Genomic DNA, 25,764 nt, shown 5'->3' with positions numbered 1-25,764 from the left:
TCGCCGTTGTCTACATGGAACAAACCGACCATCGCTCTCGTAGCGGACGAATTCACGACTTACAGCCTGGCCCCCGATGCCAACCTGATCAGGCTGACTCCGACCAACTGGCGCTGGAAGCTGAGGTGGTATAAGCCCGACTATCTGCTGGTCGAATCAACCTGGCGCGGTCACGGGGATAGCTGGCGGGGCAAAGTCGCCTCCTATCCTCATACCCAAGACAAGGAAGAGCTCAGACAGCTGGTTGAGTTTTGTCGCAAGTGCGGCATTCCAACCATTTTCTGGAACAAGGAAGATCCGTTTCATTTTCAACGTTTTGCCGATGCGGCGGCCCTGTTCGACCTCGTCTATACCACGGACTCGCGCTGCATCGAACGCTATCAAGGGCTGCCTCACCAGCGTTTTCGCCACGTCGGGTTGTTGATGTTCGCCGCCCAACCGGCCCATTACCACGCAATGAGCACGCCGGCGGCCTCCCCCCTGGCATTCATGGGGGGGTACTACGGTAATGAATTAGCCGACCGCAGTCGCCAACAGGATGAGATCCTCAGTGCCCTCACCGACAAGTCACTGGTGATTTATGACCGTTTCTGGGCTCGAGGAAAGAGCAGCTCCTACCCCGAGCACATTCGTCCTTTTTGCCGACCCGCTATCAGTAACAGGGAAATACCCTCCCTGTGCCATCAGTACGAAATACAACTGAACTTCAACACGATTCAGGACTCGCCGACCATGCTCTCACGGCGAGTCATTGAACTGGCCTGCGCCGGTTGCGTGATCATCAGCACGCCCTCGCTGGCCATGGAAAACATCTTTGGCGACAGCATCGCGGTCGCCAAAGATGGTGCTTCGGCACGCGCGCTCTACGAAGCGCTTCACAACAATAAAAAACAACAATCTGACATCAGGAATGCTGTCAGAAGAGTTGTGCTTGAGGAACACACGTGGCGTCACCGCCTGGAGCAACTGAAAAGAGACCTCCTCTCTTTTTAATGACAACACCTTTATTCACGGGAATGAATAACATGCTCTCATCGCAGCGCGTACTGATCGTATTCGGGACTCGTCCCGAGGCGATCAAGATGGCCCCAATAGTCAAGGCCTTCAAACGACAACGTCATGTCGATATCCGGGTTTGTGTCACTGGACAGCATCGGGAAATGCTGGACCAAGTGCTCAACCTGTTCGAGATCCAGCCCGAATACGATCTCAACATCATGAAACCGGGCCAGGATCTGAACGATGTCACTACCGCCATCCTGCAAGGGCTCAAGCCGGTATTTGACGACTTCAAACCAACCCGGGTACTGGTGCACGGCGACACCGCCACCTCGTTTGCCGCCACCCTGTCTGCCTACTACCACAGGGTTGCCGTCGGCCACGTCGAGGCGGGTCTTCGCACCGGCAATATCTACTCCCCCTGGCCCGAGGAAGGGATGCGCCGTCTCACCGGCGGCATCGCCGACCAGCACTACACTCCGACCGTCAGCTCCCTGAAAAACCTCATCATGGAGAACATCGTCCCCGAGACCATCTTCATCACAGGTAACTCGGTGATCGATGCCCTGCTGGATGTTTCGGCGAAGATCGACGGCGACGCCGCCCTCAATGGCGAGCTGGCCGCCCGCTTCCCCTTCCTCGATGCCACCAAGAAGATGGTGCTGGTCACCGGTCACCGCCGCGAGAACCACGGCGAAGGTTTCGAGCGCATCTGCAAGGCGCTGGCCGCGCTGGCCGAGCGCGATGATGTCCAGATCGTCTATCCGGTGCACCTCAACCCCAACGTGCAGGAGCCGGTCAAGCGCAACCTCAGCGGGTTTGACAATGTGCACTTGATCGAACCGCAAGACTACCTGCCGTTTGTCTACCTGATGAAGCGCAGTTACCTCATCCTGACCGATTCTGGCGGTATTCAGGAAGAGGCGCCGACATTGGGCAAACCTGTGCTGTGCATGCGCGACACCACCGAGCGTCCGGCCGCCGTCAAGGCTGGCACGGTGCGACTGGTGGGCACCTGCGATGCAACCATCGTGGCCGAAACCACCCGTTTGCTCGATGACGAACTGGCCTATCAGGTCATGAGTCATGCCAACAACCCCTATGGGGATGGCAAGACCAGCCAGCGCATCGTGGATGCCGTGCTTGGCCTGGGTGGCGCCCTGGCCCAGCAGATCGACAGCAGCCTTCAGGTCGCCTGATCGCACCGACTACACACAGTTATGGGGGCGGGATGCCCCTCTATTTCCCTTGAGAGCACATAAATCATGAAATTTGAGACTATCTCCGTTATCGGTCTGGGTTATATCGGCCTGCCGACCGCCGCCGTCATCGCCAGCAACGGCATTCGCGTCATCGGGGTCGATGTGAACCAGCATGCGGTAGATACCATCAACCAGGGCAAGATCCATATCGTGGAGCCGGGCCTGGAAGATCTGGTCAAGCAAGCAGTCGCAGAGGGTCACCTGAGCGCACACACAGCCCCGCAAAAAGCCGATGCGTTCCTGATCGCCGTGCCCACCCCATTCAAAGGCGACCAGCACGAACCGGATCTGAAATACATTGAGAAAGTTTCTCGCACGCTGGCCCCGATCCTCGAGAAAGGCAACCTGGTCGTGCTGGAGTCCACCTCGCCAGTTGGCGCCACCGAACAGATGGCCAAGTGGCTGGCGGAAGGACGCAGCGATCTGACCTTCCCGCACACCGTCGAGGAAGGCCAGACCCCTGACATCTTTGTGGCGCACTGCCCGGAACGCGTGCTGCCGGGTCAGGTGATCCGTGAACTGGTCGAGAACGATCGCATCATCGGTGGCATGGATGCCCTCAGCACTCAGGCGGCTACCCAGGTGTACAAGATGTTCGTGAAAAAGGGCGAGTGCATCGCCACCGAAGTGCGTACCGCCGAGATGAGCAAGCTGACCGAGAACGCCTTCCGTGACGTCAACATCGCCTTTGCCAACGAGCTGTCGCTGATCTGTGACAAGCAGGGCATCAATGTGTGGGAGCTGATCTCGCTGGCCAACCGCCACCCGCGTGTCAATATCCTGCAACCGGGTTGTGGCGTAGGAGGCCACTGCATCGCGGTCGACCCCTGGTTTATCGTCAACCAGAACCCGGACACCGCCAAGATCATCCACCAGGCGCGGCTTATCAACGACTACAAGCCCCACTATGTGGTCGAGAAGGTCGAACAAGCAGTTGCTGGCCTGACCAACCCGAAAATCGCCTGTCTGGGGCTGGCCTTCAAGCCGGACATCGACGACCTGCGTGAGAGCCCGGCGCTGGATATTACCAAGACCCTGGCCAACAACCCTGCCTATCAGATTCTGGCGGTTGAACCCAATATCGAAGCGCTGCCGCCGGTACTGGAAAACCGTAACAACGTCCTGCTGTCTAGCCTCTCCGATGCCCTACAACAGGCTGATGTGGTACTCATTCTGGTCAAGCACACGCCGTTTATCGGCCTGAACCGCAGCGATATCAGCAAGGCTACCCTGCTGGACTTCGTGAACGCCGCCCAGTAACCCTTCCTTGAAACAGTGGTCGCTCACACCGGCCACTGCTTACACAAAAGAACACGGATATGTCGACCCGACTCTCAAAGAAAAACGCAAAGAAGAACCACCCTCCACGTCAAAGTGAAACCCAGCTCAACACTGCTTTCTCTATATATGATGAGCACCTCGATCGCCTCTACCGTCAGCTGGCCCGCAAGACGGACAAGATCGAATGGGTAGAGCAGACTTACCCTCATCTGCCTTTCAGTACCATTTCCAATACCGAGTCGGCTTCAGCTTGGCTGCTGCCTGCTGACAACGAGCGCAACAAGCGCATCACGCTTGAGCAAAGTGGTGAGCTGTTGCTGGAGATGGATCTGGTGGATGGTGATTCGTTCTACCTGCAGACAGGTAGCATGGACATCAATGGCTTGCCTCTGGATAAGGAGTCTTGGCGCATTCAAGGCGGTCACAAGTATCGCATCATGCTTGATGCCATGTACGGTGAAAACCGTCCGGACTGTGCCGCGTTCTTCATCCAATACGACGAAGAAAAGCGCATTGCGCACAAGTACCAGCAGATCTACAACGGCCTCAACAAGATCGAGTTCGAAACCGTACCGGAAGCGCGCTATCTGAGTATCGCCGTGCGTTTCAAAGGCCAAGGCTCCCTGCGCATCAAGCCCATCAAGATCATCGCCGAAGAGATGTTGCCGGTAAACGCTATACGACTGGAAAACTGCGAAAGCCAGGAAGAGATCGCCCGCATCTTTGAACTGAAGGCCAAAGCACTGACTCAGGCATTCGAAAAGCGAATCCTTTCTCTGCCTGATTCTCCGTTGGTGCAAAAGAGCAACCTGGAAGATCTCAAAGACAAGCTCGCGCTGGCGCTGTACGAGAAACAGCAGCTTGAGAAATCGCTCTATTACCGCTTGGGCAAGACACTGGCCGAAGCCAAGCGTAACAAGTTGGCAGGTTTACTCTCCTTGCCGCAGAAGATCATCAAAATCCGCGCAGCCAAACGCAAAGGCAAGTTCGAACAGGCTCCGCTTAACAGCGGGATCAAGCAACAGTTGCTCGAGAGCGTGGGCATCTTCAACGAAGCCCGTCCCAATGACGAGATAACCTGGCCTGCATTCGAACCTCGCGCCCGCCTGCGCAACCAGCATATCAATGTCGTCTCGATCAGCGACAAGTTCACTTACGAATGTTTCCGCTACGAAGCCAACTTTATTCCGCTGACCAAGAAAAACTGGAAAGCCGAGATCGATGCCGCCAACCCCGTGCTGTTCTTCGTCGAATCTGCCTGGAATGGCAATGATGGCGAGTGGACTTACACCATGGCCAGCTACAAGAAGCACCTGGGTGATCCGCTACGTGATGCGATCAAATATTGCCAGTCCAAGAACATTCCCGTGGTGTTCTGGAACAAGGAAGATCCGACCAACTACGACGTCTTTATCGATGTAGCCGCCGATTGTGACTACATCTTTACTACCGATGGCGGGATCGTGGACAAGTACAAGGTCCGTGTCGGCCATGACAGGGTTTACCCGCTAGCCTTTGCAGCGCAGCCGGCAATTCACAACCCGATCCGTGACAAGCGCAAGAATCTGCCTACCTATGAAGCCTGCTTCGCCGGTAGCTGGTACAACAATGGCCATGATACCCGCCGTATTCAGACCGAGATCGTCCTCGATGGGGCTATGCATCGTGAACTGCACGTCTACGACCGTATGCTACACGCTACCCAACATCGTGAATCTCGTATCTTCCCGGCCAAATATCAGCCATTTATTGTTGGATCTCTCAGCTATGACCAGATGGTCACCGCTTATCGCCAGTACAAGCTGTTCCTCAATATCAACACGGTACAAGATTCACCGACTATGTTCTCTCGTCGGGTCTTCGAAATTCTGGCTTGTGGTACGCCTGTAGTGTCGACGCATTCCGATGGTATGAAGGCGATGTTGGGTGATCATGTTTATATAGTTGATAATAAAAACACAGCAAAAATAAATATCGATATTTTATTAAATGATGAGGATAAACGTCGAGCTGTTGGTCATCTTGCATCTCGTCATACATTACAAGAACACACATATAAAAATAGATTTGAGTATATTGTAAATAAAATAAATGGAAATATTAGTCTTTATAATGAACAACCTCTTGTATCTATAGTAATGTGCACGAACAGACCACATAACATAGACTTAATGATTAATAACTTCATACAACAAAAGTATGACCGGAAAGAACTGATTGTTATCATAAACACAAGTGATGTTGATTTAAAATCAATCAGTGAAAAGCTATCAAAAATAAAAGATCATAAACTGGTCCAAATGGCTGATAGTTTTACACTTGGGGAGTGTTTAAATAAAGCTGTGGAATTATCCAGTGGCGATGTTATCGCCAAACTAGATGACGATGATATTTATGGTTCGCATTATATAACTGATGCTGTACTTGCTCTGGAGTATTCTGGCGCTGATGTTGTCGGAAAGGATTCTCATCTTGCATATGTTGAATCAATGGATAAGACATTTTTAATCAGAAGTGATAAGGACTGTCGATTCAGTGACTTTATAATTGGTGCAAGCCTAATAATCAGAAAAGAAGTATTTGAAAAGGTCACTTTCCATAATAAAAATAAAGGTGAAGACTCTCAATTCTTGAAAGACTGTAATGCAAACAAACTGAAAATATATTCTTCTGACATATATAACTATATAACCATACGTAGCAAAAGCTTGGATAACCATACTTGGAAAATAGAGGATAAAGAATTTGTAAAGAATGCAAAATTCATCTCTAATGGATTGCCAAAAGAAATTTTTTGTATATAAGGAGGATGTTTGAAAAAGATTTCAATAATTGGTTCCTGCGTTACCAGAGATGCATTTGAACTACATAAAGATTTATTTGATGTTTCTGGGTCTTATTTCCCTAGAGTTTCAGTAATCAGTATGATGTCACCTGTCATCAATATAGATCACACAATTTTAGAGTCTGAAAATCAATGGCTCAAATGGGTGGTCCTCAATGATTATAATAAATCGACATTTTCTCAAATAGTCCAAAAAAAACCAGAGATAATAATTATTGACTTAATCGAAGAACGTTATGACTTGATAAAAATAGGAAATAGTTTTATCACTCGCTCAGATGAACAAGTAAAAATAAACCCTTCTATAAAAAAATACCCTGAGGAGATGATTGTAAGAAGAGATAGTGATCTTGCACAAAAATTATTTGAATCGAATGCTAACTTGTTCTGTAATAAAATAAATACTTTATTTCCTGATATAAAAATAGTATTGCATAACGCAAGATACAGTGACTATTATATCTCTAATGGAAAAATATTTAGATTTGATGATTTTAAATGTACCCAAAACAAGAAATCTAATTTGCGGCTAGATTATTACCTTTCTATTCTATCTGAAAATATAAATAATTCTTGCGTTATCTCTATCGACAAAGAGTTATCTATTGCTAATAATAACCACAAATGGGGTCTATCCCCATTTCACTATATAGATGAATATTATGAGGAGTTTATTAAGAAGCTCCAGTTGATAACTGCTTGAGAAAGCTGAATTCAAAATCAAATAACTGCATACTTAAAGAGGCCATCGTTGTTGAGCTCTATAGATAATCAAGAAAATAAATTGCCACCATACATAAATGGTTTTCTTTTTGCTCCAAAAAATCATTCTTGCGATTTATCACCAGGCTGGAAAACACATTTTGTTAATGAATTTTTCTTACACTGTTCTTCTGAAAGTAAATGTGATTACATTATAAATGGTCCTTCATTTTTTATTATTGTTGGAATGGCAATCCATCTCCAAGATGAAGGAGACCTGAAAAGTATAAGCAACCATTTATATACAAAGCTGATAGTCTCTGAAAAAGATTTTTTTGACGAGCTTGATGAAATAAATGGTCGTTTCACAATAATATTTAGAGGTCTTGATGGAGTAGTAAAAATATTAAACGACGCATGTGGGATGAGGAGTGTCTTTTACTCTAAAAGTATTGAAAATACTTACTCATCTCATCCTTCTTTACTTGCAAGTGTAATAAAAGCAGAGAAAAACAGTTATGGTGTATTTTTAAGTAAGTACTCGAGTTATCATTTACCAGGTAATGTAACTACATATGATGATATATTTCAGCTAATTCCTAATCATTATCTAGATGGAAACTCTAAAAAGCTAGTTAGGTTTTTTCCCAGGAAGGATTTGGAATGTGCCAAGGATATTTCTGAAAAACGTAAAGAGTTATCATCACAATTGTCTAGTCAGCTTAAAAAACTACATGGTAAATATAACTTACTCTGTTCAATAAGTGCAGGGATAGACAGTCGCGTAACATTATCAGCAACTCGAGAGTTATCAAAACAAATTGATTACTTTACTTACTATGGAAGTAAAGGGAAAAGTAAAGATATATTAGATGTTGATATGTCAGTAGTTTCAGATATTTCATTTAACTTAAATCTGAATCATGAAGCATTTGAACTTCCATCATCACACTCATCTCAAGCAATTGATCTTCAGGCTTATTTTTTAAAGCAATCACATGTCACTCATCAAGCAAGTGTATCTCTTGAATTCATTAAAAGATTCAAACAAAAAAATTATTTACATATTCGTTCCAATCTACTTGAAATTGGTCGGGCATTCTATCGTGAGCACTATAACCTTAAAGAAAAAAAGCTAACTTTAGATGATGCTATGTTATGCTACTCAGGACAAAATATTAATGATGGCGATATTGCATCTATATTCAAAAGTTTCTTTGAAGAAGTTTCCTATGATAATTTACCATCAGGTTATGATCCTTTTGACCTGTTTTATTGGGAGTATAGAATGGGAGTTTGGCACTCCTTGATTTTATTGGAGTCAGATCCTGCATTTAATACCTTTGTATTGTTCAATAACCGTTCTTTTTTAAAAAATCTGCTATCTATACCATATGACATAAGAAAGGAAAATAAATTTTACCTTGCGATGTGTGACGATAACTGGCCCATTCTCTCTAATTGGGGAGTTAATGATAAGTATCATGCAACATCATCATTTGATAAAGATGTTCATATTCCAAAGAATTCAGTTCCTTTAACAAAATCTGAATTCATTAGCGGTTCAAACATTAGAGATCGAAAGCCTGAGCTCCGTTTTACTAAAAAAGACTTTTCTGCAATTTTTCATTTAACTAATAGTGCACCTTTAAAAGGTGACTTTGTTTCTCTAGTTACAACGATTGAGTCCACTAGGGCAAATTGTTTAGTTATAAATCTTAGAACACCATATGCAAACCCTAAGCTCACTGGTCGGATGGGTGTTGTTGTCGAGTTTGATGGAGAACAAGTCTGGGCTCAGGATGCTTCCTCATGGAAAGAGACACAACAAATTGTTATAGATATAAATATTGGAAACCATCTATTAAAGATAACATCTATTGCACTTAAAAACTGTGAGCCGTGGTCATGGGGTAAGGCTGGGTGTGTTATTGTTGAGCGATTAAGCTTTGTTTGATTTTAAATGTGCAGAATAACTATTATATCGCCTTTTCATGAGAGAGAATACTGCAGTGATATAAGCAGACTGCGTGGTCTCCAACAATTTTCTATAGAAAATACAACTATAGATTTCCTAATACCTTCAACAGACCCGTCATTAAAAAGCATGTCTGAAAACTTCAGTTTCATGCATGCCGGCATTAGTTCTAGTTACTATTCCGCTGGAATAGCAAGAAATATTGCAGCAAAGAATACTACAGCTGAAAAAATTTTTTTTGTTGATCTGGATTTATTGTTTCCTGCTTCTTTAATCACGCACTTAATCTCATCGGATAAAGGACTAACTCGCGTAAAAATAAATTTTGAAATGTACCCCTGCCTCTATCTGACCAAGGAAGAGACAGAGCGCTTTGACGGGGATTTTCAGGGGTGTCTGGAGTCCTTTCTGCGCGGTGAGAATCATCGGGTTGAGGGGATTGCCCTGGCCAGCAGCTGTCTGTTGATAAACCGCGAGTGGTTCTTGCAGCTCGGCGGCTTTGACGAGCGCTTTGTAGGCCACGGAGGCGAGGATCTGGAACTGATCGACAGGCTCACCCGCCACTACCCCATCGGGCCGAGGCCGGATGACTATGCCCTCAATATCAAGGCGCAGCACCCGGGGGATTATCAGGGCTTTCGCCGCTATTTCAGCTACTACGCCCTGCCCCATCTGTTTGCCGGGCGATTTCTGGTCCATCAGTGGCACCCGCGCCCACTGACCCATCCTTATCACCGTCGCCGTGCCGGCAACGACGCCATGCTGGAGCAGATGCTGGCGCTGCCCGACGATCAGCGGCCACCGCTGCGCGGGCCCGTGGTGCCCAATCCGGCGCTCGGCGGGGTGTTGCCCGATTTTCGCGAGTGGATGATTGGCCTGCAGGAGGCCGCCGGTTATCCGGTAGCCGACTACCCGGGCCTGCTGCGCTGGCAAGAGGGGGTGACCCGTCGCCGCCCCTTGTGGCGAAAAATCCGCAAGCTTTACCTCAATCCCGTCGCTTTCTTTCGGGACATGTTCCAATCCAAATCCCGTGCCGACTAGGCATCTATTGTGTGACACCATGACTATACGGACATTATCACGAGGCTTGCTCGCCCGTTCAGCCCAGCTGCGGGCCTGCCTTGGCCAGGAGGTCGCACTGCATGACGGCGCAGGCCCCCTGCAGGCAGACGACATCCTGGTGGGTTGGGGCAACAAGCAAAACAGCGCCGCGCTGAGGGATCTGGCCAGCCGCGAGGGACGCCCCTTCTGGCGCCTCGAGGATGGCTTTATCGGCTACCTCGGCCATCCGGCGCGCGGCGGGGTGGCGCTGGGCCTGGTGTGGGACGATCAGGGCATCTATTACGATGCGCGTACCCCCAGCCGGCTCGAGTCGCTGATCCCGGCCCCCCTGAGCAAGCAGGCGCAGGCACGGGCTCAGGCGCTGATCGCGCTTGTCCGCACCCACGGCGTGACCAAGTACAACCTCTATCCGGGACAGGACGATCCCGTGCGGCTGCCCCCCTCCCTGGCGCGCCGCTTCGACATGGACAATCGCCCTCGCATCCTCCTGATTGATCAGGTGGCGGGGGATCTCTCCATCGCCGGCGCCCTGGCCGACGAGCAGCGTTTTATCGACATGGTGCAGACGGCCCGCTTGCGCCACCCCGGTGCACGTCTGCTGCTGCGCACCCACCCCGACACCCGGCTGGGAAAGAAACGCGGCGCACTGGCCAGGCTGAACCTGCCGGATCTCGAGGTGGTGAGCGAACCCTGCCACCCCCACGCCCTGCTGCGCGTCGTGGATGGAGTCTACACCGTCTCCTCCCAGATGGGCTTCGAGGCCCTGCTGCTTGGCAAGCCGGTCTACTGCTTTGGCATGCCCTTCTACGCCGGCTGGGGACTGACCCGGGACGAACTGGCGTGCGAGCGCCGCACCCAGGTGACGCTGGAGCAGCTGGTGCACGGGACGCTGATCGCCTACCCGCGTTATTGCGATCCTGTGCTCGGTCAGCCGTGCGAGGTGGAAGAAGTCATCGCCCTGATAGCCGCCCAGCTCAAACCGGCGCCGCGCTGGCAACGCCTCTATCTGGTGGGTTTCAGCCTGTGGAAGCGCGCCTTTATGCGCGCGTTTTGCGCGCACCTGGCCCGCGAGATCCGCTTCGTACGCAGCCCCCCTCGCCGCCTCACCGGCGACGAGCAGGTGCTGGTGTGGGGCCGACAATACCCCGAGCTCACCAGCGCCATCCGGGTCGAGGACGGCTTTATCCGCTCGCGCGGGCTGGGCTCGAACCTGTGCCGCCCCTCGTCCCTCTCCATCGATCCGGTCGGCATCTATTTCGACAGCACGGCCCCGAGCCAGCTCGAACAACTGCTTGGCCACCACACCTTCAGCGAGGCGGATCTCCAGCGCGGCCGCGCACTGCTGGCGTTGCTGCGCACCCACAAGGTGAGCAAATACAACGTGGGCGACAGCCGCCCCTGGGCACCCGCCAAAAGAAAGAAAGCTTGTGTGCTGGTGGTGGGGCAGGTCGACGGGGATGCTTCCATCCTGACCGGCAGCCCGGTCATTCGTAGCAACGAGCAGCTGTTATGGGCGGCGCGCGCCGCACGCCCCGATGCCTATATCCTGTTCAAGCCCCATCCCGACGTGGTGGCCGGCAACCGGGCGGGGGCCATCTCGGCCGCGTGTCTGGCCGAGTGCGTCGACGAGCAGGTGCTGGATGTGGAGCTGGGCAGTCTTTACCCCCATGTGGACGAGCTGCACACCATGACGTCCCTCAGCGGGTTCGAGGCACTGGTGCAAGGGGTGCGGGTCGTGGTCTGGGGGCAGCCCTTCTACAGTGGCTGGGGGCTGACCCTGGATGCCAACCCGCTGACGCGGCGCAAGCGAGCACTCACCCTCGAGCAGCTCACCCTCGCGACCCTGGCCCTCTATCCCAGCTATTTCGACTGGGACAGCCGGCTGTGGATCACCCCGGAACAACAGATAAAAAGGCTATCACAGCAGGGCCAGACCGAGGTGCGCCCCCTGCCCCGCCACCGCCGCTGGGGTCTCAAGCTGGGTTATCTGGCCCAGACCCTGTTTCGCCCTCCCCTTCCTCTTTTGAACAAACAACAATAACGAATGAATATATTGCTATTGCAAGGACCGCTTGGCCCCTTCTTTCAGGTGCTCAGTCATCAGCTGCAACAGGCCGGCCACCAGGTGTGCAAGGTCCATTTCAACGGTGGCGACGCGGCCTGGCCCTGCGCCGGGGACAATGTGTCGTTCACCGGCACCCCACAGAGCTGGAACGGGTTTGTCCGTCGCCTGATCAAGCAGCGCAAGATCGACACCGTCATCTGCTACGGGGATTGCCGCTTCTACCACAAGGTGGTCAGCCGCCTGTGCCGTCAGAAGAACATCCCCTTCTGGGCCATGGAAGAGGGGTATCTGCGACCCGATTTCATCACCCTGGAGTGCGGCGGTGTCAACGCCTTCAGCCCCTACTACCCGCAGCGCGATCGGCTGGTCGAATCCCCTTGGCCAACACCTTACCAGAGCAATCTGGTGGTCGGCCCGACCTTCACCCGCCGTGCCTGGTACGCCACTCGCTACCATGTGAGCAAGGCCCTGCTGTGGTGGCGCTATCCCCATAACAGCAACCACAGACCCTGGAGCCTGTATCAGGAGGCCAGGGGCTGGGTCATGGGGGGCGTCACCAAGTGGCAGCACAAGCTGCCCGACCACCGGCTGATGAAGACCCTGACCCAGTATCGCGGACGCATCTTCTTCGTTCCCTTGCAGGTGACCGAGGACTTTCAGATCCGCGAGCACTCGGACCTGAGTGGTGTCGAGGAGATGGTGGCCCAGGTGATCAACTCCTTTGCCCAGCACGCCCACAGCAACGACATTCTGCTGTTCAAGCACCACCCCATGGATCGCGGCTATGTCAGCTACCGCGCCCAGATCGATCGCCTGTGCAAGGTGCTCGGGTTGCAGGATCGGGTCTTCTATGGCTTCGAGTTGCCGCTGCCGGCCCTCTACCCCCTGCTCAAGGGAGTCGTCACCATCAACAGCACGGTGGGCCTCTCGGCCCTGCTGCACGAGGTGCCCACCTTCTGCATGGGCCGCGCCCTCTACGACATCGAGGGGCTGACCAGCCGCGGCAGCCTGGCGCGCTTCTGGGACCATCCGGCACCGGTCTGCCCGGAGCGATTCGAGCGCCTGCGCCAGTCGCTGCTGCACCTGACCCAGCTCAATGCCAGTTTCTACCGGCACCTGAGTCATGGGGCCGCCCTGGTGGCGCGGCGGGTAACCGGGGAGGAGACGGCGCGCCTGCCGGCCCGCAAGCTGAAAGCCAGCGCTTAGACGAGACGCCCTGCGGGGCGTTTTTACATTGCGCGAAGCCGATACAGAGTGGATGACACAATGCCTGCCATGAATACTGCAGCCCAGTCCATGCTCATCATCCATGACCCCTGTTAAGATATCGTCTTAAAACAAAACGCCCCTTGCGGGGCGCTTTTCGTTTTATACGCTGCGGGGGCGCAGGTGGGCGTGCCAGCGTGCCTCCCACTTCTTGAACAGCCAGACGATGGCGAAGGTGAGCAGCATGTAGAGCAGGCCGGCGGTCAGGAAGGCCTCGAACGGGCTGTAGTAGCGGGAGTTGATGATCCGCGCGGCCCCCGTCAGGTCGACGATGGTGATGATGCCCGCCACCGCCGAGCCCTGCAGCATGAAGATCACCTCGTTGCTGTAGGCGGGCAGCGCACGGCGGAACGAGTTGGGCAGTATGATGCGGGTGAGGGTCTGCCAGCGGGTCATGCCGAAGGCGCTTGCCGCCTCTATCTGCCCCTTGGGCATGTTCATCACGGCGCCCCGCACTATCTCGGCGGTATAGGCACCGGTGTTGAGGGTGAACGCCAGCAGGGCACAGAACCAGGCCTCGGAGAAGAGGGACCAGGCCGCGCTGTTCTTCAGCCACTCCCACTGGGCAGCGCCGTAGTAGATGATGAAGAGCTGCACCAGCAGCGGGGTGCCGCGGAAGAAGTAGATATAAGCCCAGATAGGTCCCTTTATCAGCCAGTTGCGGCTGTTGCGCAGTATGCCCATGGGCACCGCCAGCATGAGCCCCAGCATGAGGGAGGCCGCCACCAGCCAGATGGTGGTGTAGAAGCCCTCCCAGTAGGTGGGCCACTCCGTGAGAATGATCGAGAAGTCCATGGCTTACCTCGTCTTGATCGCGTAGTGACGCTCGGCCCACTTGAGCGCCGAGGTAGAGACTGCGGTGAAGATCAGGAAGATCAGCGCCACCGCCATGTAGAAGGTGAAGGGCTGCTGGGTCGAACCCGCCGCCAGCGACGCCTTGCGCACCATGTCATCGAGCCCGATGATGGAGACCAGGGCCGTGGTCTTGAGCAGCACCAGCCAGTTGTTGCCAAAGCCCGGCAGGGCGTGGCGCATCATCTGGGGGAAGAGGATCCGCACAAACACCTGGCTCGCCCGCATGCCGAAGGCGCGCGCGGCCTCGAGCTCTCCCTTGTCCACCGCCAGGATGGCGCCGCGGAAGGTCTCGGTCATGTAGGCGCCGAAGATGAAGCCGATGGTGGCCACCCCGGCCGCAAACGGGCTGATGTCGATGTAATCCGGCAGCAGCGAGACCCACTCCTGGTTCGGATTGCTCTCGAGAAGGTAGTTGTTGTAGGCCTCGTTGACCCAGGTGCAGACCCCGTTGATGAGGACCTGGCCGCCGAAGAACAGCAGCATCATCAGCACCAGGTCGGGAATGCCGCGAATGACGGTGGTATAGCCCGCCGCCACGCCGCGCGCCCACTTGTAGGGAGAGAGCTTGGCCAGAGCCCCCAGCATGCCGAGCACCAGGGCCAGCAGCAGGGAGGCGAGCGCCACCTCCAGGGTGATCCAGGCCCCTTCCAGCAGGGAAGTTTCGTATCCTTTCAAATCAAACATATGCAATGCAGCTCCATCGCAATCGGGCCCGTCACTCCCAGCGGAAGGCAACGGGCCCGATGACTACTGACGGGATCAACCTGTCGTTGTTCGCCTGACGTTTCCCGGCTTATTCGCCGTATACGTCGAAGTCGAAGTACTTGTCGTTGATTTCCTTGTACTTGCCGTTGGCACGCAGGGCCAGGATGGCGGCATTGAATTTCTCTTTCAGATCCTTGTCAGCCTTGCGCACCGCGATGCCGGCACCCTCGCCAAACCACTTGGGATCGGTCAGTTTCGGGCCGATGAACTCGTAGGCATCGCCCCCTTCCTTCTTCAGCAGGCCGTCGCTGATGGCGGCGGAGTCGGCCATCACATAGTCGACACGGCCGGATTTCAGGTCGAGGTAGGCCTCGTCAGCGGTGCCATAACGCTTGATGGTGGCGTTGGGGAAGTTGTCCGTGATGTAGGTGTCCATGGAGGTGGCGCGCTGCACGGCGATGGTCTTGCCATCCATGAAGGCCTTGTCCAGCTGGATTTCGGTGCCCTTCTTGGCGGCGAAGCGGGCCGGAATGTGCTGGTACTTCTGGGTGAAGTCCACCTTCTTCTTGCGCTCTTCGGTGATGTCCATGGTGGCGATGATGGCGTCATACTTGCGCGACAGCAGCGCCGGGATGATGCCGTCCCAGTCCTGCTTGATCAGGGTGCACTTCACCTTCATCTCTTCGCACAGGGCGTTGGCGATGTCGATGTCAAAACCCTTCACCTCGCCGCTCGGCTCGGTCCAGGAGAAGGGGGGGTAGGCCCCTTCCACCCCGATACGCACCTCTTTCCACTCCTTGGCCATCAGGCTACCGGAACACAGGGCCGTCATCACGGCGGTCGCCAGCATCAGCTTGTTCATGTATCTCTCCTTGATAAACACGTCGATCGTTGAAAGTACGGATTGTGAAATTGACTCCCGTCCATCAATAGATGGAGGAGATGAATTGTTTGAATCGCTCCGACTTGGGATGGGCAAAGATCTCCTTGGGATTGCCCTCCTCCTCCACCCGCCCCTGGTGCAGGAACATCACCTTGTTCGACACGTCGCGGGCAAACGACATCTCGTGGGTCACCACCATCATGGTGCGCCCCTCTTCCGCCAGCTCGCGCATCAGGCCGAGGACCTCCCCCACCAGCTCGGGGTCGAGGGCCGAGGTGGGCTCGTCGAACAGCATCACCTCGGGATCCACCGCAAGCGCACGGGCGATGGCCGCCCGCTGCTGCTGGCCACCGGAGAGGTGGCCGGGGTAGTAGTCGCGCCGCTCCCACAGGCCAACCCGGTTGAGCAGGTGTTCCGCCTTGGCGATGGCCTCGGCACGGGGCACCTTGAGCACCTGGATGGGCACTTCGATGATGTTCTGCATGATGGTCATGTGCGACCAGAGATTGAAGCTTTGAAACACCATGGCCAGCCGGCTGCGGATACGCTCCACCTGGCGCATGTCCTCCGGCAACCGCTCACCGGAACGACTGGTCTTCATCCGGATCAGTTCTCCGTGCAGGGAGACGCTACCCGATGAAGGGGTTTCCAGCAGATTGATACAGCGTAGAAAGGTCGACTTCCCCGAACCCGAGGAGCCGATCAGGGAGATAACATCCCCCTTGTGGGCCGTCATATCGATGCCCTTGAGCACTTCGTGGGTGCCAAAGTACTTGTGCAGATCACGAACTTCCAGTGCGGCAACGTCGCTCATCCATTACAACCTTGTCTGTCCCTAGACGCCGCTTCGGCGTGACACCGCCATCGTTCATTTAACAAAACGTTAACCGATGGCAACCTTCAGCGAAAATATCATTCAGATAGTTAAAAAACAATACAGAACCGAGGTATTTGGTGTTTTATCTGTATTTTTATTGGTCAGCTTGGTATTTTTCAGCACTTTGTCTGCATAAAATTCGTTTTTCACCTGCCATGCCATACCGACCTTTTATACCCGCAACGCACTAGTAGCAAGAATATTCCACCATTCCCCCAGGATGTCACTCAAAACGACTTTATTCACCCAAAGCGGCCAGGGCTAGCGCGTGATTTTATGGGGATGGAATTGATTTTACTGGCGATGTCCCCTCCTTGCCTGTCTCCTGCCCCTCTCCTCGTTCATCAAGAAAACATAACAATGTGATAAAAAAGCCCCGCACGGGGCATGCAAACTCACTGATATGTGACACAGATGCAACAAGTCGTGATAATGTGCCGTTTCTCCCAGTTTTGTGACCGAGGCCCCAATGTTGCTCAATGTGTTGCTGATCCTGCTGCCGCTCGTGATCGGCTATCTGGTTCCCCTCTCCTCCCCCCGGCTGATCAAGCTGGTCAACCAGTCTCTGGGCAAGATGGTCTATCTCATCCTGTTTCTCATGGGGCTGGGGCTCGCCTACGTGGAGAACCTGGGCAGCAACCTGGCGGTGATCTTCAAGGTGGCCGGCGTGATGCTGGCCGCCATTACCCTGTGCAACCTGCTGGCCCTCTGGTGGCTGGACAGGCGCTCCCCCCCCACCCACGAGACCATCGACGGCAAGATGCCGAGCAAGCTGCACCTGCTGTGGGAATCCCTCCAGCTCTGCTTCGTGGTGCTGGGGGGCGTTCTGCTGGGGCTGCTGGTCGACCTGCGCGCCCTGCCCATCGACAAGTTGAGCGAGTGGGCCCTGATGCTGCTCCTGCTGCTCATCGGCATCCAGATGCGCAACTCCGGCATGCACCTGCGCCAGATATTGCTCAACCCCTGGGGCATGAAGATCGCCGCCACCGTCATCCTCAGCAGCTGGCTTGGCAGCCTGCTGGCCGCGCAACTGCTGGGCATGCCCTTTGCCCACGGGCTGGCCATGAGCTCCAGCTTCGGCTGGTATTCGCTCTCCGGCATCCTGGTGGCGGACAAGCTGGGCCCCGTGCTGGGCTCGGCCGCCTTCATCAACGATCTGGGGCGCGAGCTCATCGCCATCCTCATCATCCCGGTGCTGATGCGTCGCCACCCCAGCGCGGCCATCGGCTACGGCGGGGCCACGGCGCTGGACTTCACCCTGCCGGTGATCCAGAAATCCGGCGGCATCCAGGTGGTGCCGGTAGCCATCGTATCCGGCTTCATCCTGAGCCTGCTCGGTCCCATTCTGATCCTGGGGTTCCTGGCCATCTGACCGGGGCATGCACAGCAAAAAAGAAAGCCCGGCAGCAGTGCCGGGCTTTTTGCATGTGAGCGGGAATGGAGAGACCCGGTTGGTGCAGCCACTCAGGCTCGCCACTGGCCGCCGCTCATCACCCGCCCTATGGCGAGCGTCTCGGGGTCGATGAGCAGCAGATCCGCATCCTGCCCCACTCCCAGGGTCCCCTTGCCGGTCAGCCCCAGCGCCCTGGCAGGGTTGGCCGTGACCACCGCCAGCGCGCTGGCAAGGGGCACGCCGAGGGCACAGGCCCGGCTGAATTGCTGCCACAGGCTCCCTATCTGACCGCAACGCAGCTCGATGAGACGCCCCTCGCCGTCGAAGCGTGGCAGGCTGGCATTGGCGTCCGAGCTGAAGCTGATGCGCTCTGCGGGTACCCCGGCGGCCAGCAGCGCCACCAGGGCATCCGCCGCCAGCTGCTCGCCATCGTCCAGCAGATCGGGAAAGCTGGAGGCGGTGAGATCGACCCAGCCGCCGGCCCGCCCCCACTCGATGGCCTCGGCAAAGAGCCAGGGGTTGCGGTTGCAGTGGGTGGGGTAGAGCTGGCGCAGCGGGATGTCGGTGCCGTCCCGCAGGGCCCGCAGCGGCGCCAGCGCCCCCCGGCCATCCCCCAGATGGAAGAAGCTCACCCCGCTCTTGCCCGCGAGCAGCCCGGCCACCCGCGCCTCGCTCGCCAGTCGCGCCAGCTCGTCATGGGTCGGTGCGCTGGATCTGTGATCGCTGATGGCCACCTCCCCCACCCCCAGCACCTCGGGAATGAGCATGATGTCCGACTCCACCGAGCCGGTGAGGGTCTTGACCGGCAGGTGGTAGGAGCCGGTGTACATGAAGGCGCTCACCCCGGCGGCGCGAAACTCCCGCACCTTGCCGAGCACCTGGGCCGGCGTACGGGTCAGGCTGTCGGTGCCGAGTGCCGCCACCAGGGTCGTGACCCCGGCTTGCAGGGCCTCGCTCGCCGCGAGCTCCGGGGTACGAAAGGCAAAGCCCCCTTCGCCTCCGCCCCCCGTGATATGGGCGAGCGGGTCCACCAGCCCCGGCACCAGGTAGCGGCCACGGCCGTCGACGCGGGCCAGCGGCCAGTCAGCTGGCACCGTCAGCCCCTTGCCCATCCAGGCGATGCGACCATCGGCCACCAGCAGATCCTGCTGGCCGAGAGGGGCCGGACTGAATACCTCGGCCCCCTCGATCAGTGTCAACATGGGGTATCTCCTTGCTGCATGAAAAAAGAGGGAGCAAGCTCCCTCTGCCTGTTACCCATCAACCGCCATAGATATCGTACTTGAAGTACTTCTGGTTGATCTCCTGATACTTGCCGTTGGCGCGCAGGGCCTTGATCGCCTCGTTCAGCTTGGCCCTGAGATCCTGATCCCCCTTGCGCACCGCGATCCCCATGCCGTCGCCAAACCACTGGCGATCGGTCAGGGCCGGCCCCACGTACTCGAACTTGTCGCCTCCCTCCTTGCTGAGCAGCCCCTGATCGATGGCCGAAGCATCCGCCAGCAGGGCCAGCACCCGACCCGCCTTCAGATCGAGGTAGGCCTCATCGGCACTGCCATAGCGCACTATGGTGACGTTGGAGCCAAAGTTGTCGGTCAGGTACTTGTCGTGGGTGGTGGCACGCTGCACCCCGATGCGCTTGCCCGCCATGCCCTCCGGCGTCAGCGTCAGCTCGGTGCCCCTGGCCGCCACGAAGCGGTTGGGGATGCGGGCGTATTTCTCGGTGAAGTCGACCTTCTTGCGCCGCTCGTCGGTGATCGACATGGCGGCGATGATCCCGTCGTATTTGCGCGACAGCAGGGCCGGGATCATGCCGTCCCAGTCCTGGGCCACCAGCTCGCACTTGACGGCCATCTGCTGGCACAGGGCGTTGGCCAGATCGATGTCGAAGCCTTTTATCTCCCCCGACGCGTCGGTCCAGGAGAAGGGAGGGTAGGCCCCCTCCACGCCGAAACGAACGGTCTTCCACTCCTTGGCGGTGACGGGGGTAGTCAGCAGGCAGGCAGCAAACAGGGCTGACAGAGTCAGTGTGGTCTTCATCATGAGTACTCCATTACATAGAAAGCGCACAGGCGCGGTCAAGGCATCGCAAGCGCGGGCAAGCGATGGCCAAAAAACGGCAAATTGCAGATGAGCAGGATTACGCCGCCAGGGGCATCATTCGATTGGCAGGCGTCAATGAACTGCTCCGGGGCCTCGACTTATTCGTCGAACCACTCGGAGAGATAGAAAGGCTTGAAGTAGAAGGCCAGAAAAAAGCCTCTGGCTTTGCGCATCATGGTGATTTGTCGCGTCCTGTGACAAAGATGACATGCACCTTAACACGCCCCAAATTTTCCCCGCAAGGGGGCGCTGGGGGCCTGATGAAAAATCCTGCCCATGGTCAATCCCGCCAGCATCCGTTAGGCTCGGATCATCCCGTCAACACCCTGCTCGTGAGCCCCATCCATGAATTTTCTGGCCCATCTCCATCTGGCGGCCCATACCCGGAGCTCCCTCACCGGCAACCTGCTGGGGGACTTCATCAAGGGCCCCCTGCCCACGGGCCTGCCTGCCCCCTTCGACGAGGGGATCTGGCTGCACCGCAAGATAGATGCCTTCACCGACGCCCACCCCAGCCACCGGGCGGCAGTCGCCGGGTTCGAGGCCCCCTGGCGCCGCTTTGGCGGCATCCTGGTGGACATGCTCTACGATCACTGGCTCTCCCTGCATTGGCAGCAATTCAGTGGCGCCCCCCTGCCCCGCTTCCTGCAGCAGAGCTATGCCCAGCTGCTCGCGGATCATCACCGCCTGCCACAGGGGCTGCCGATGGCCCTGCGGCGCATGGCCGAGCAGGACTGGCTCGCCTCCTACCAATATCGGGAAGGGGTGGGGGCGGCCCTCGACGGCATCGGCCGCCGCCTGCGGCGACCCCTGCCCCTCGGGGAGGCGCTCCTGACCCTGGACGAACCGCGCTGGCGCGAGGCCGAACACGGCTTCCTGCACTTCTATCCCGAGTTGATGCGCTTTTGCGAAGAGCAGATCGCCGCACGCCGCGATCTGCCATGAAAAACGCCCCTGGTGGGGCGTTGTCGTGAGGGGGCGTTTCAGGCCTTCGGGCTGGCCGGCAGGAACGAAAACGCCTTGGCCGGGACGAATTTGTCCGCCGTCTCGCCGGCATAGAGCTGCTGCTCGGTCAGCGGCAGCTTCCTGACCGGTGCCCCCGGGCGGAGATCCAGCTTGTCCATGCTCACCCAGAAGGTGTTGGGCAGGTGGGTCAGCTCGAAGAAGTAGCGCCGATGCTGCTGATCCGCCACGCTGCGCCACAGGGTGGTGGAGATGTTGGGCTGATCCGGGGTGCTGATCCCCATGGGCACGGAGACGTTGCGCATCACGCTCATCACCCCGGCCACCGCCTCGTTGGCCTGCTCCGTCCTCGGCAGGGTCTTGATGTAGAAGGAGGCGCGGGCGAAGCGATCCGCCGAGCGATTGGTGCCGGGCAGCATGGTGAGGCCGCCAATCTCTTCCCAGTACTCGTTGAGGGCGAGCTGCTTGTCGAAAGTCGGCGAGTTGGTCATCACCTGGTAGCGGCGGTCGTGGTAGATCTGCAGCTTGCCCCCCACGTACTGGAAGATGGCGGAGTCACCGCTCGCATCCGAGAGGGAGAGGTGCAGCTGGCCCGGCTTGCCATCCGGGGTCAGGGTGGTCACCACATAGAACTCGTCACGGGAGAGCGCCGCCACCGCCTCCGCCACGGTGGCGAAGTTATCCAGGGCATACTGGGCCCAGAGGGAGATGGAGAGGGTCTTGCGGGGATCCTTGTCACTCGGGGTCACGTACTGGGATTCGGTCAGATAGAGCAGATTGGCCACCAGCCCCTTCTCGTTCATGCCGTCGGCGGTGCCCGCATCGAAGCCCGCCGCCACCACGGAGCCGTAGCGAGCCGTCCACGTCATGGAGCGTGCACCGGCCGCCCCCTCTCGTTCGATGCCGCCGGGCAGAGCCCAGAGGTTGGTGGGCATGGCGCTGCGCCAGTCCATGGTCCGGCCGGTCACCACCAAAGCGCCCTCCCCCTGATAGACGGCGCGGGTACAGGCATCGGCCAGGGAGCTGACGGAGAGGGAGACGGTCAGGGCCAACAGGGTCTGCTGGAACAGGGGGGAAAGCGACATTTTCATATGAACCACTCGAGTCTGGTGAAAACCCAAGCATACCCCTTTAGGACTAAAGGTGTTCGATGGAGGCCGATTTATCTGCCGGGCCGCGCCGCCAAGAAAAACGGACATCTCCCAGGCAAAGAGGGTTATTTACACATTAATCAGATAGATAGGGGGAGTGAACCGGGCGGCACCTGGCCGGCACCGCACTGCTCCCCCCGAAGGGGCTGCGACGGTTTCAGACATGTCCCGCCCGCGACCAGAGTGCGGGCGGGCCGGGCTCAGCCCTGCTTCTTGCGAATGCTCAGCCCCAGCTCCCGGCCGCGCAGCCGGGCGTAATAGATGGTGCCTACGAAGGCGAGCGTGGTGAAAACCAGCTCCACCGCTGCGAGCCAGCGCTCCCCCTCATCCGTGGTGATAAGCGTCAGGGCGTGGAGGAAGTAGGGCATCAGCACGAAGTTGCCCCAGGCATGGGTGTAGGGGTTGCCCTGCACTATCCCCTTCAAGGGGAAGAGCAGCGGCACCGTCCAGATCACCGGCAACAGCCAGGGGGCAAGACCCGGGTGGGGCGAGAGCCACAGATGCCACAGCAGGACCCAGCCCAGCAGGCCGAAGAAGCCGACCAGGGTCAGCAGGCGGGCGAAGCGGGTGCTCACTTGAGGATCTCCAGCACCTGCTCCGGCGGGCGGCCGATGCGGGCCTGACCGTTCTTGATGACGATGGGGCGCTCGATGAGCTTGGGATGCTGGTGCATGGCGGTGATCAGGGCATCCCCCTCTTGCTCGGCCAGTCCCAGCTCCTTGTAGAGATCTTCCTTGGTGCGCATCAGCTGGCGCGGGTCGCTGAAACCCAGCTGGCTCAGCAGGGTGCGGATGGCCTCCTCGCTCGGCGCCTGTTCCAGATAGAGCACCACCTCGGGGACGACCCCCTGCTGTTCCAGCAGGGCCAGGGTTTCGCGGCTCTTGGAGCAGCGCGGATTGTGGTAGATTTGGGTCTCGCTCATGGTAACTCCCTGATATTGCAAGATGGGACAACAAATGGCGCTATTGTAGGGGAAACGGATGGGCAGGGTAAGCGGGAAGGCTATGGAAATGAAACGGATCTGTTGGCTGATTGTGGCAACCCTGCTGACGGCCTGCTCGCCAGCGCCGCACTTCACCGACAGTGCGGGCCAGCGGGTCAGCCTGACGGCGTTCGAGGGCAAGCCGCTGCTGGTCAACTACTTCGCCCCCTGGTGCGCCCCCTGCCTGCGGGAGATGCCCCTGCTCGCGGCGCTGCACCGGGAGGGGCGGATCGGGGTGATCGCCATCCACTATGATCCCGCCTCCCCCGCCGAGCTGACCGAGCTGGCCCGGCGCCACCGCATAGCCGTGCCCCTGATGATCCCCGAGGACGACGCCCGCCTCCCCTTCCCCAAACCGGGGGCCCTGCCCACCAGCTACCTGCTCGACCGGGAGGGGCGTCTGCAGGAGACCCTGGTGGGAGAGCTCGATGACGCCAAACTGGCCGCCCTCAAGGCGCGGGTCCTGACCCCCTCCACGGCGCCGTGAGCGGACACCCACAACGAAACGGGGCGCCCCTCGCCGGTGCGCCCCGTCTTGCCAGCTCCTGTGCGGGGCCGATTAGCCCTTCAGGCTGTCCAGATCCTTCTTGGCCCGCTCCAGCTGGGTGATGCGCGCCTCGATGCGGGCCAGGGTCAGCTTGTCGGTGGTGGTGCCGCGAGCCACGATCAGCTCGTCGATGGCCGCCTGGTAGTCCCCGCGCAGGGAGAGGGTCTCCGCCCGCGCCATGTGCAGATCCGTCATCCTGCCCGCCTTGCGATAGGCATCCGACAGCAGGCTCCAGGCCAGGCTGTTCTCGTCGTGCTCCCGGGCATAGGGGTCCAGGATGGCGATGGACTTCTTGTAGTTGCCCCCCTCCAGATAGGCGTTGCCGAGGTTGACCACCACCACCTCGTTGTCCGGCATCCGGGTGCGGAAGCGTTCCAGCCTGGCGATGGCCTGGGCGCTGCGCCCCTTGGCGAGATCGATGTCGGTCAGGGCATCCACCACGAAGAGATCCTCCGGGTGGCGGCCAGCCAGCTCCTGCATCAGGGCGTCGGCCTCGTCGGTGCGCTTGAGCTGCAGCAGGGCCAGCGCCTTGCCATAGATGGCGGCGTCCTTGAGAGGGTAATCCCCCTTCTGCAGTCGGCTGTCGAAGTAGGTGAGCAGCCCCTGGGGGGTCTCGGTGCCGTAGCGCACCTGGATGCGCACCTTGGCCAGCCAGAAGTCCAGGCTCGGCGCCAGGGCGCGGCGGCCATAGCTGCCGGCACGGGCGCGGGCCTCGCTGATCCGGGTCTCGGGCAGGGGGTGGGTCAGCAGCATCTCCGGCGGCTTGCTGGCGTAGCGGTACTCCGCCGCCAGCTTCTGGAAGAAGTTGGCCATCCCCATGGGATCGAACCCGGCGTCATACAGCGTCTTCATGCCGATGCGATCCGCTTCGTATTCGTTGTCCCGGGTGTAGTTGATGGCCGACTGCATCGACAAGCCCAGCGTGGTCTGCAGGGCGGCGATGCCGGCGGTGGGGTTGATCACCGCCAGCGCGATGGAGCCCACCAGGCCGGCCAGGGTCATGGCGGAGCTGCTCGCCTGCGCCTCCATGTAGCGGGCGATGTGGCGCTGGGTCACGTGGGTGATTTCGTGGGCCAGCACCGAGGCCAGCTCGCTCTCGCTCTCCGCGTAGAGGAAGAGACCGGTGTGCACCTTGACCCGGCCACCGAGGAAGGCGGCCGCGTTGATGCTGGGATCGTTGATGAGGAAGAAGGTGAACGGGAAGCGCACCCCGTCGGCATTGGTCAGCAACCGCTGGCCCAGATCGTCGATGTACTCGTTCAGCACGGGATCATCGATGATGGGCAGCCCGGCCCTGGCAAAGCGCATGAAGGCGTTGCCATAGCGCACCTCCTGCTCGATGGGGAGGGCGGCGACGCCGGCGGTACCGATGTCGGGCAACTGGTTGCTCCCCTGGGCATGGAAGGTCGCGCCCATCAGGGTGACCAGCAGGGGAAGCGATGCTATCAGGGGGGAAAAACGTGCCACGTTATCTCTATCTCCAATCAGACCCCAGCGGGCATCGGCAGAATACCCTTGCCATTCAAGGCCCACAAGCGTTGTTTCATCCTGCCATCACGGCCATAATGACGACCACCCACGCGATGGAAATCTCATGGAACAGCTCGACCTGACCCCCTGGCGTTGTCCCGAGCCGCTCATCCGGCTCAAGCTCTGGTTGCGCCAGGCTCGGCCCGGTCAGTCTCTGCTCATTCTTCTGGCGGATCCCGGCTCAAGGCAAGACATTCCTGCCTATCTGCGCCGCCAGGGCCACAGCGTCCAGTCGCTAGAGGAGTCCCCCACCCGTCTCTCCCTGCGGCTCGAGGTTGCCATGAGGCCGCCCTCGTCCTGACCCGTCATTCAAGG

Annotated in this window: 23 protein-coding genes; 13 read left to right on the top strand and 10 right to left on the bottom strand. The window is 57.2% G+C overall.

The features are described 5' to 3' along the window. Nucleotides 1-6: 6 nt before the first annotated feature. The 9 genes from BN1136_RS15370 (at nucleotide 7) to BN1136_RS15340 (ending at nucleotide 13,400) form a co-directional block, all read left to right on the top strand. Nucleotides 7-993, top strand: a complete 987-nt coding sequence (locus BN1136_RS15370; RefSeq protein WP_231557898.1) for a CgeB family protein — start codon at nucleotides 7-9, stop codon at nucleotides 991-993. Continuing rightward, nucleotides 993-2,198 carry a non-hydrolyzing UDP-N-acetylglucosamine 2-epimerase gene (wecB, locus tag BN1136_RS15365; RefSeq protein WP_407921455.1) on the top strand — a complete coding sequence of 402 codons (1,206 nt, stop codon included), beginning with the start codon at nucleotides 993-995 and terminating at the stop codon, nucleotides 2,196-2,198. The genes BN1136_RS15370 and wecB overlap by 1 nt, the downstream gene beginning before the upstream one ends. 66 nt (nucleotides 2,199-2,264) lie before the next feature. Next, nucleotides 2,265-3,521 carry a UDP-N-acetyl-D-mannosamine dehydrogenase gene (gene wecC, locus BN1136_RS15360; RefSeq protein WP_043761546.1) on the top strand — a complete coding sequence of 419 codons (1,257 nt, stop codon included), beginning with the start codon at nucleotides 2,265-2,267 and terminating at the stop codon, nucleotides 3,519-3,521. 59 nt (nucleotides 3,522-3,580) lie between these two features. Next, complete coding sequence (locus BN1136_RS15355; RefSeq protein ID WP_043761548.1) at nucleotides 3,581-6,346, top strand: glycosyltransferase family protein; 2,766 nt, start codon at nucleotides 3,581-3,583, stop codon at nucleotides 6,344-6,346. Nucleotides 6,347-6,355: 9 nt separating this feature from the next. Beyond that, a complete protein-coding gene (locus BN1136_RS20290) occupies nucleotides 6,356-7,090 on the top strand; it encodes a DUF6270 domain-containing protein (RefSeq protein WP_156135312.1) in 735 nt (244 codons plus the stop codon). Between the two features lie 51 nt (nucleotides 7,091-7,141). Then, nucleotides 7,142-9,046 carry a hypothetical protein gene (locus BN1136_RS20285; protein ID WP_156135311.1) on the top strand — a complete coding sequence of 635 codons (1,905 nt, stop codon included), beginning with the start codon at nucleotides 7,142-7,144 and terminating at the stop codon, nucleotides 9,044-9,046. 6 nt (nucleotides 9,047-9,052) lie between these two features. Further along, the gene (locus BN1136_RS15350; protein ID WP_082035002.1) at nucleotides 9,053-10,108 is read left to right on the top strand and encodes a galactosyltransferase-related protein; all 1,056 of its coding nucleotides are present in this window, start codon (nucleotides 9,053-9,055) and stop codon (nucleotides 10,106-10,108) included. A 19-nt stretch (nucleotides 10,109-10,127) separates the two neighbouring features. Continuing rightward, the gene (locus BN1136_RS15345) at nucleotides 10,128-12,170 is read left to right on the top strand and encodes a capsular polysaccharide biosynthesis protein (protein WP_043761551.1); all 2,043 of its coding nucleotides are present in this window, start codon (nucleotides 10,128-10,130) and stop codon (nucleotides 12,168-12,170) included. Nucleotides 12,171-12,173: 3 nt separating this feature from the next. Then, a complete protein-coding gene (locus BN1136_RS15340) occupies nucleotides 12,174-13,400 on the top strand; it encodes a capsule biosynthesis protein (RefSeq protein WP_043761553.1) in 1,227 nt (408 codons plus the stop codon). Nucleotides 13,401-13,562: 162 nt separating this feature from the next. On the opposite strand, the gene BN1136_RS15335 is transcribed toward BN1136_RS15340, so the two are convergent. The 4 genes from BN1136_RS15335 to BN1136_RS15320 form a co-directional block, all read right to left on the bottom strand. Next, nucleotides 13,563-14,255, bottom strand: a complete 693-nt coding sequence (locus BN1136_RS15335) for an ABC transporter permease (RefSeq protein WP_043761554.1) — start codon at nucleotides 14,253-14,255, stop codon at nucleotides 13,563-13,565. A 3-nt stretch (nucleotides 14,256-14,258) separates the two neighbouring features. Beyond that, entirely contained in the window at nucleotides 14,259-14,999 is a 741-nt protein-coding gene (locus BN1136_RS15330; protein WP_043761556.1) for an ABC transporter permease, read from the bottom strand. Between the two features lie 109 nt (nucleotides 15,000-15,108). After that, nucleotides 15,109-15,882: an ABC transporter substrate-binding protein gene (locus BN1136_RS15325; RefSeq protein WP_043808824.1), complete on the bottom strand. Its 774-nt coding sequence runs from the start codon at nucleotides 15,880-15,882 to the stop codon at nucleotides 15,109-15,111. A gap of 64 nt (nucleotides 15,883-15,946) precedes the next feature. Continuing rightward, the gene (locus BN1136_RS15320; protein WP_043761558.1) at nucleotides 15,947-16,717 is read right to left on the bottom strand and encodes an ABC transporter ATP-binding protein; all 771 of its coding nucleotides are present in this window, start codon (nucleotides 16,715-16,717) and stop codon (nucleotides 15,947-15,949) included. A 532-nt stretch (nucleotides 16,718-17,249) separates the two neighbouring features. On the opposite strand from BN1136_RS15320, the gene BN1136_RS15315 reads away from it, so the two are divergent. After that, on the top strand, nucleotides 17,250-18,152 hold the full coding sequence (locus tag BN1136_RS15315; protein ID WP_043808820.1) for a LysO family transporter: 903 nt from the start codon (nucleotides 17,250-17,252) through the stop codon (nucleotides 18,150-18,152). A 92-nt stretch (nucleotides 18,153-18,244) separates the two neighbouring features. Here BN1136_RS15315 and iadA read toward each other — a convergent pair whose 3' ends face one another. Together iadA and BN1136_RS15305 are read right to left on the bottom strand one after the other, a co-directional pair. Continuing rightward, nucleotides 18,245-19,375 (bottom strand): beta-aspartyl-peptidase, encoded by a 1,131-nt coding sequence (gene iadA, locus BN1136_RS15310; protein WP_043808817.1) that lies wholly within the window; start codon nucleotides 19,373-19,375, stop codon nucleotides 18,245-18,247. Between the two features lie 58 nt (nucleotides 19,376-19,433). Then, complete coding sequence (locus BN1136_RS15305; protein ID WP_043761712.1) at nucleotides 19,434-20,213, bottom strand: ABC transporter substrate-binding protein; 780 nt, start codon at nucleotides 20,211-20,213, stop codon at nucleotides 19,434-19,436. Between the two features lie 408 nt (nucleotides 20,214-20,621). Here BN1136_RS15305 and BN1136_RS15300 point away from each other — a divergent pair, with 408 nt between their 5' ends. Next, nucleotides 20,622-21,221, top strand: coding sequence for an acyl carrier protein phosphodiesterase (locus BN1136_RS15300; protein WP_043761560.1), 600 nt, complete (start codon nucleotides 20,622-20,624; stop codon nucleotides 21,219-21,221). Nucleotides 21,222-21,259: 38 nt separating this feature from the next. Here the strand turns inward: BN1136_RS15300 and BN1136_RS15295 are convergent, their stop codons facing one another. The 3 genes from BN1136_RS15295 to arsC all read right to left on the bottom strand — a co-directional run bounded on the left by BN1136_RS15295 (nucleotide 21,260) and on the right by arsC (nucleotide 23,312). Further along, the gene (locus tag BN1136_RS15295; protein WP_052365685.1) at nucleotides 21,260-22,330 is read right to left on the bottom strand and encodes a linear amide C-N hydrolase; all 1,071 of its coding nucleotides are present in this window, start codon (nucleotides 22,328-22,330) and stop codon (nucleotides 21,260-21,262) included. Nucleotides 22,331-22,590: 260 nt separating this feature from the next. Continuing rightward, nucleotides 22,591-22,965, bottom strand: coding sequence for a DUF2069 domain-containing protein (locus tag BN1136_RS15290; protein WP_043761562.1), 375 nt, complete (start codon nucleotides 22,963-22,965; stop codon nucleotides 22,591-22,593). Then, nucleotides 22,962-23,312, bottom strand: coding sequence for an arsenate reductase (glutaredoxin) (gene arsC, locus BN1136_RS15285; protein ID WP_043761564.1), 351 nt, complete (start codon nucleotides 23,310-23,312; stop codon nucleotides 22,962-22,964). The genes BN1136_RS15290 and arsC overlap by 4 nt, the downstream gene beginning before the upstream one ends. Before the next feature lie 58 nt (nucleotides 23,313-23,370). Between arsC and BN1136_RS15280 the strand changes: the two genes are divergently transcribed. Next, nucleotides 23,371-23,859 carry a TlpA family protein disulfide reductase gene (locus BN1136_RS15280; RefSeq protein WP_043761565.1) on the top strand — a complete coding sequence of 163 codons (489 nt, stop codon included), beginning with the start codon at nucleotides 23,371-23,373 and terminating at the stop codon, nucleotides 23,857-23,859. A 72-nt stretch (nucleotides 23,860-23,931) separates the two neighbouring features. On the opposite strand, the gene bepA is transcribed toward BN1136_RS15280, so the two are convergent. Continuing rightward, a complete protein-coding gene (gene bepA, locus BN1136_RS15275) occupies nucleotides 23,932-25,386 on the bottom strand; it encodes a beta-barrel assembly-enhancing protease (protein WP_231557897.1) in 1,455 nt (484 codons plus the stop codon). A 127-nt stretch (nucleotides 25,387-25,513) separates the two neighbouring features. Between bepA and BN1136_RS15270 the strand changes: the two genes are divergently transcribed. Next, the gene (locus tag BN1136_RS15270; RefSeq protein ID WP_043761567.1) at nucleotides 25,514-25,750 is read left to right on the top strand and encodes a sulfurtransferase TusA family protein; all 237 of its coding nucleotides are present in this window, start codon (nucleotides 25,514-25,516) and stop codon (nucleotides 25,748-25,750) included. Nucleotides 25,751-25,764 lie beyond the last annotated feature (14 nt).

Origin of the sequence: Aeromonas taiwanensis (assembly GCF_000820165.1) — a bacterium.
In the GTDB taxonomy this organism is placed as follows: domain Bacteria; phylum Pseudomonadota; class Gammaproteobacteria; order Enterobacterales; family Aeromonadaceae; genus Aeromonas; species Aeromonas taiwanensis.
Note: the sequence above shows the minus strand (reverse complement) of the source record. Positions and strands in the feature narration are given on the sequence as shown.

What these genes read in the sequence shown, in the direction of transcription:
- wecB (WP_407921455.1), top strand. Translation starts at nt 993, where the DNA reads ATGACAACACCTTTATTCACGGGAATGAATAACATGCTCTCATCGCAG.
- wecC (WP_043761546.1), top strand. Translation starts at nt 2,265, where the DNA reads ATGAAATTTGAGACTATCTCCGTTATCGGTCTGGGTTATATCGGCCTG.
- BN1136_RS15355 (WP_043761548.1), top strand. Translation starts at nt 3,581, where the DNA reads ATGTCGACCCGACTCTCAAAGAAAAACGCAAAGAAGAACCACCCTCCA.
- BN1136_RS15350 (WP_082035002.1), top strand. Translation starts at nt 9,053, where the DNA reads ATGTGCAGAATAACTATTATATCGCCTTTTCATGAGAGAGAATACTGC.
- BN1136_RS15345 (WP_043761551.1), top strand. Translation starts at nt 10,128, where the DNA reads ATGACTATACGGACATTATCACGAGGCTTGCTCGCCCGTTCAGCCCAG.
- BN1136_RS15340 (WP_043761553.1), top strand. Translation starts at nt 12,174, where the DNA reads ATGAATATATTGCTATTGCAAGGACCGCTTGGCCCCTTCTTTCAGGTG.
- BN1136_RS15335 (WP_043761554.1), bottom strand. Translation starts at nt 14,255, where the DNA reads ATGGACTTCTCGATCATTCTCACGGAGTGGCCCACCTACTGGGAGGGC.
- BN1136_RS15330 (WP_043761556.1), bottom strand. Translation starts at nt 14,999, where the DNA reads ATGTTTGATTTGAAAGGATACGAAACTTCCCTGCTGGAAGGGGCCTGG.
- BN1136_RS15325 (WP_043808824.1), bottom strand. Translation starts at nt 15,882, where the DNA reads ATGAACAAGCTGATGCTGGCGACCGCCGTGATGACGGCCCTGTGTTCC.
- BN1136_RS15320 (WP_043761558.1), bottom strand. Translation starts at nt 16,717, where the DNA reads ATGAGCGACGTTGCCGCACTGGAAGTTCGTGATCTGCACAAGTACTTT.
- BN1136_RS15315 (WP_043808820.1), top strand. Translation starts at nt 17,250, where the DNA reads ATGTTGCTCAATGTGTTGCTGATCCTGCTGCCGCTCGTGATCGGCTAT.
- iadA (WP_043808817.1), bottom strand. Translation starts at nt 19,375, where the DNA reads ATGTTGACACTGATCGAGGGGGCCGAGGTATTCAGTCCGGCCCCTCTC.
- BN1136_RS15305 (WP_043761712.1), bottom strand. Translation starts at nt 20,213, where the DNA reads ATGAAGACCACACTGACTCTGTCAGCCCTGTTTGCTGCCTGCCTGCTG.
- BN1136_RS15300 (WP_043761560.1), top strand. Translation starts at nt 20,622, where the DNA reads ATGAATTTTCTGGCCCATCTCCATCTGGCGGCCCATACCCGGAGCTCC.
- BN1136_RS15295 (WP_052365685.1), bottom strand. Translation starts at nt 22,330, where the DNA reads ATGAAAATGTCGCTTTCCCCCCTGTTCCAGCAGACCCTGTTGGCCCTG.
- arsC (WP_043761564.1), bottom strand. Translation starts at nt 23,312, where the DNA reads ATGAGCGAGACCCAAATCTACCACAATCCGCGCTGCTCCAAGAGCCGC.
- BN1136_RS15280 (WP_043761565.1), top strand. Translation starts at nt 23,371, where the DNA reads ATGGGCAGGGTAAGCGGGAAGGCTATGGAAATGAAACGGATCTGTTGG.
- BN1136_RS15270 (WP_043761567.1), top strand. Translation starts at nt 25,514, where the DNA reads ATGGAACAGCTCGACCTGACCCCCTGGCGTTGTCCCGAGCCGCTCATC.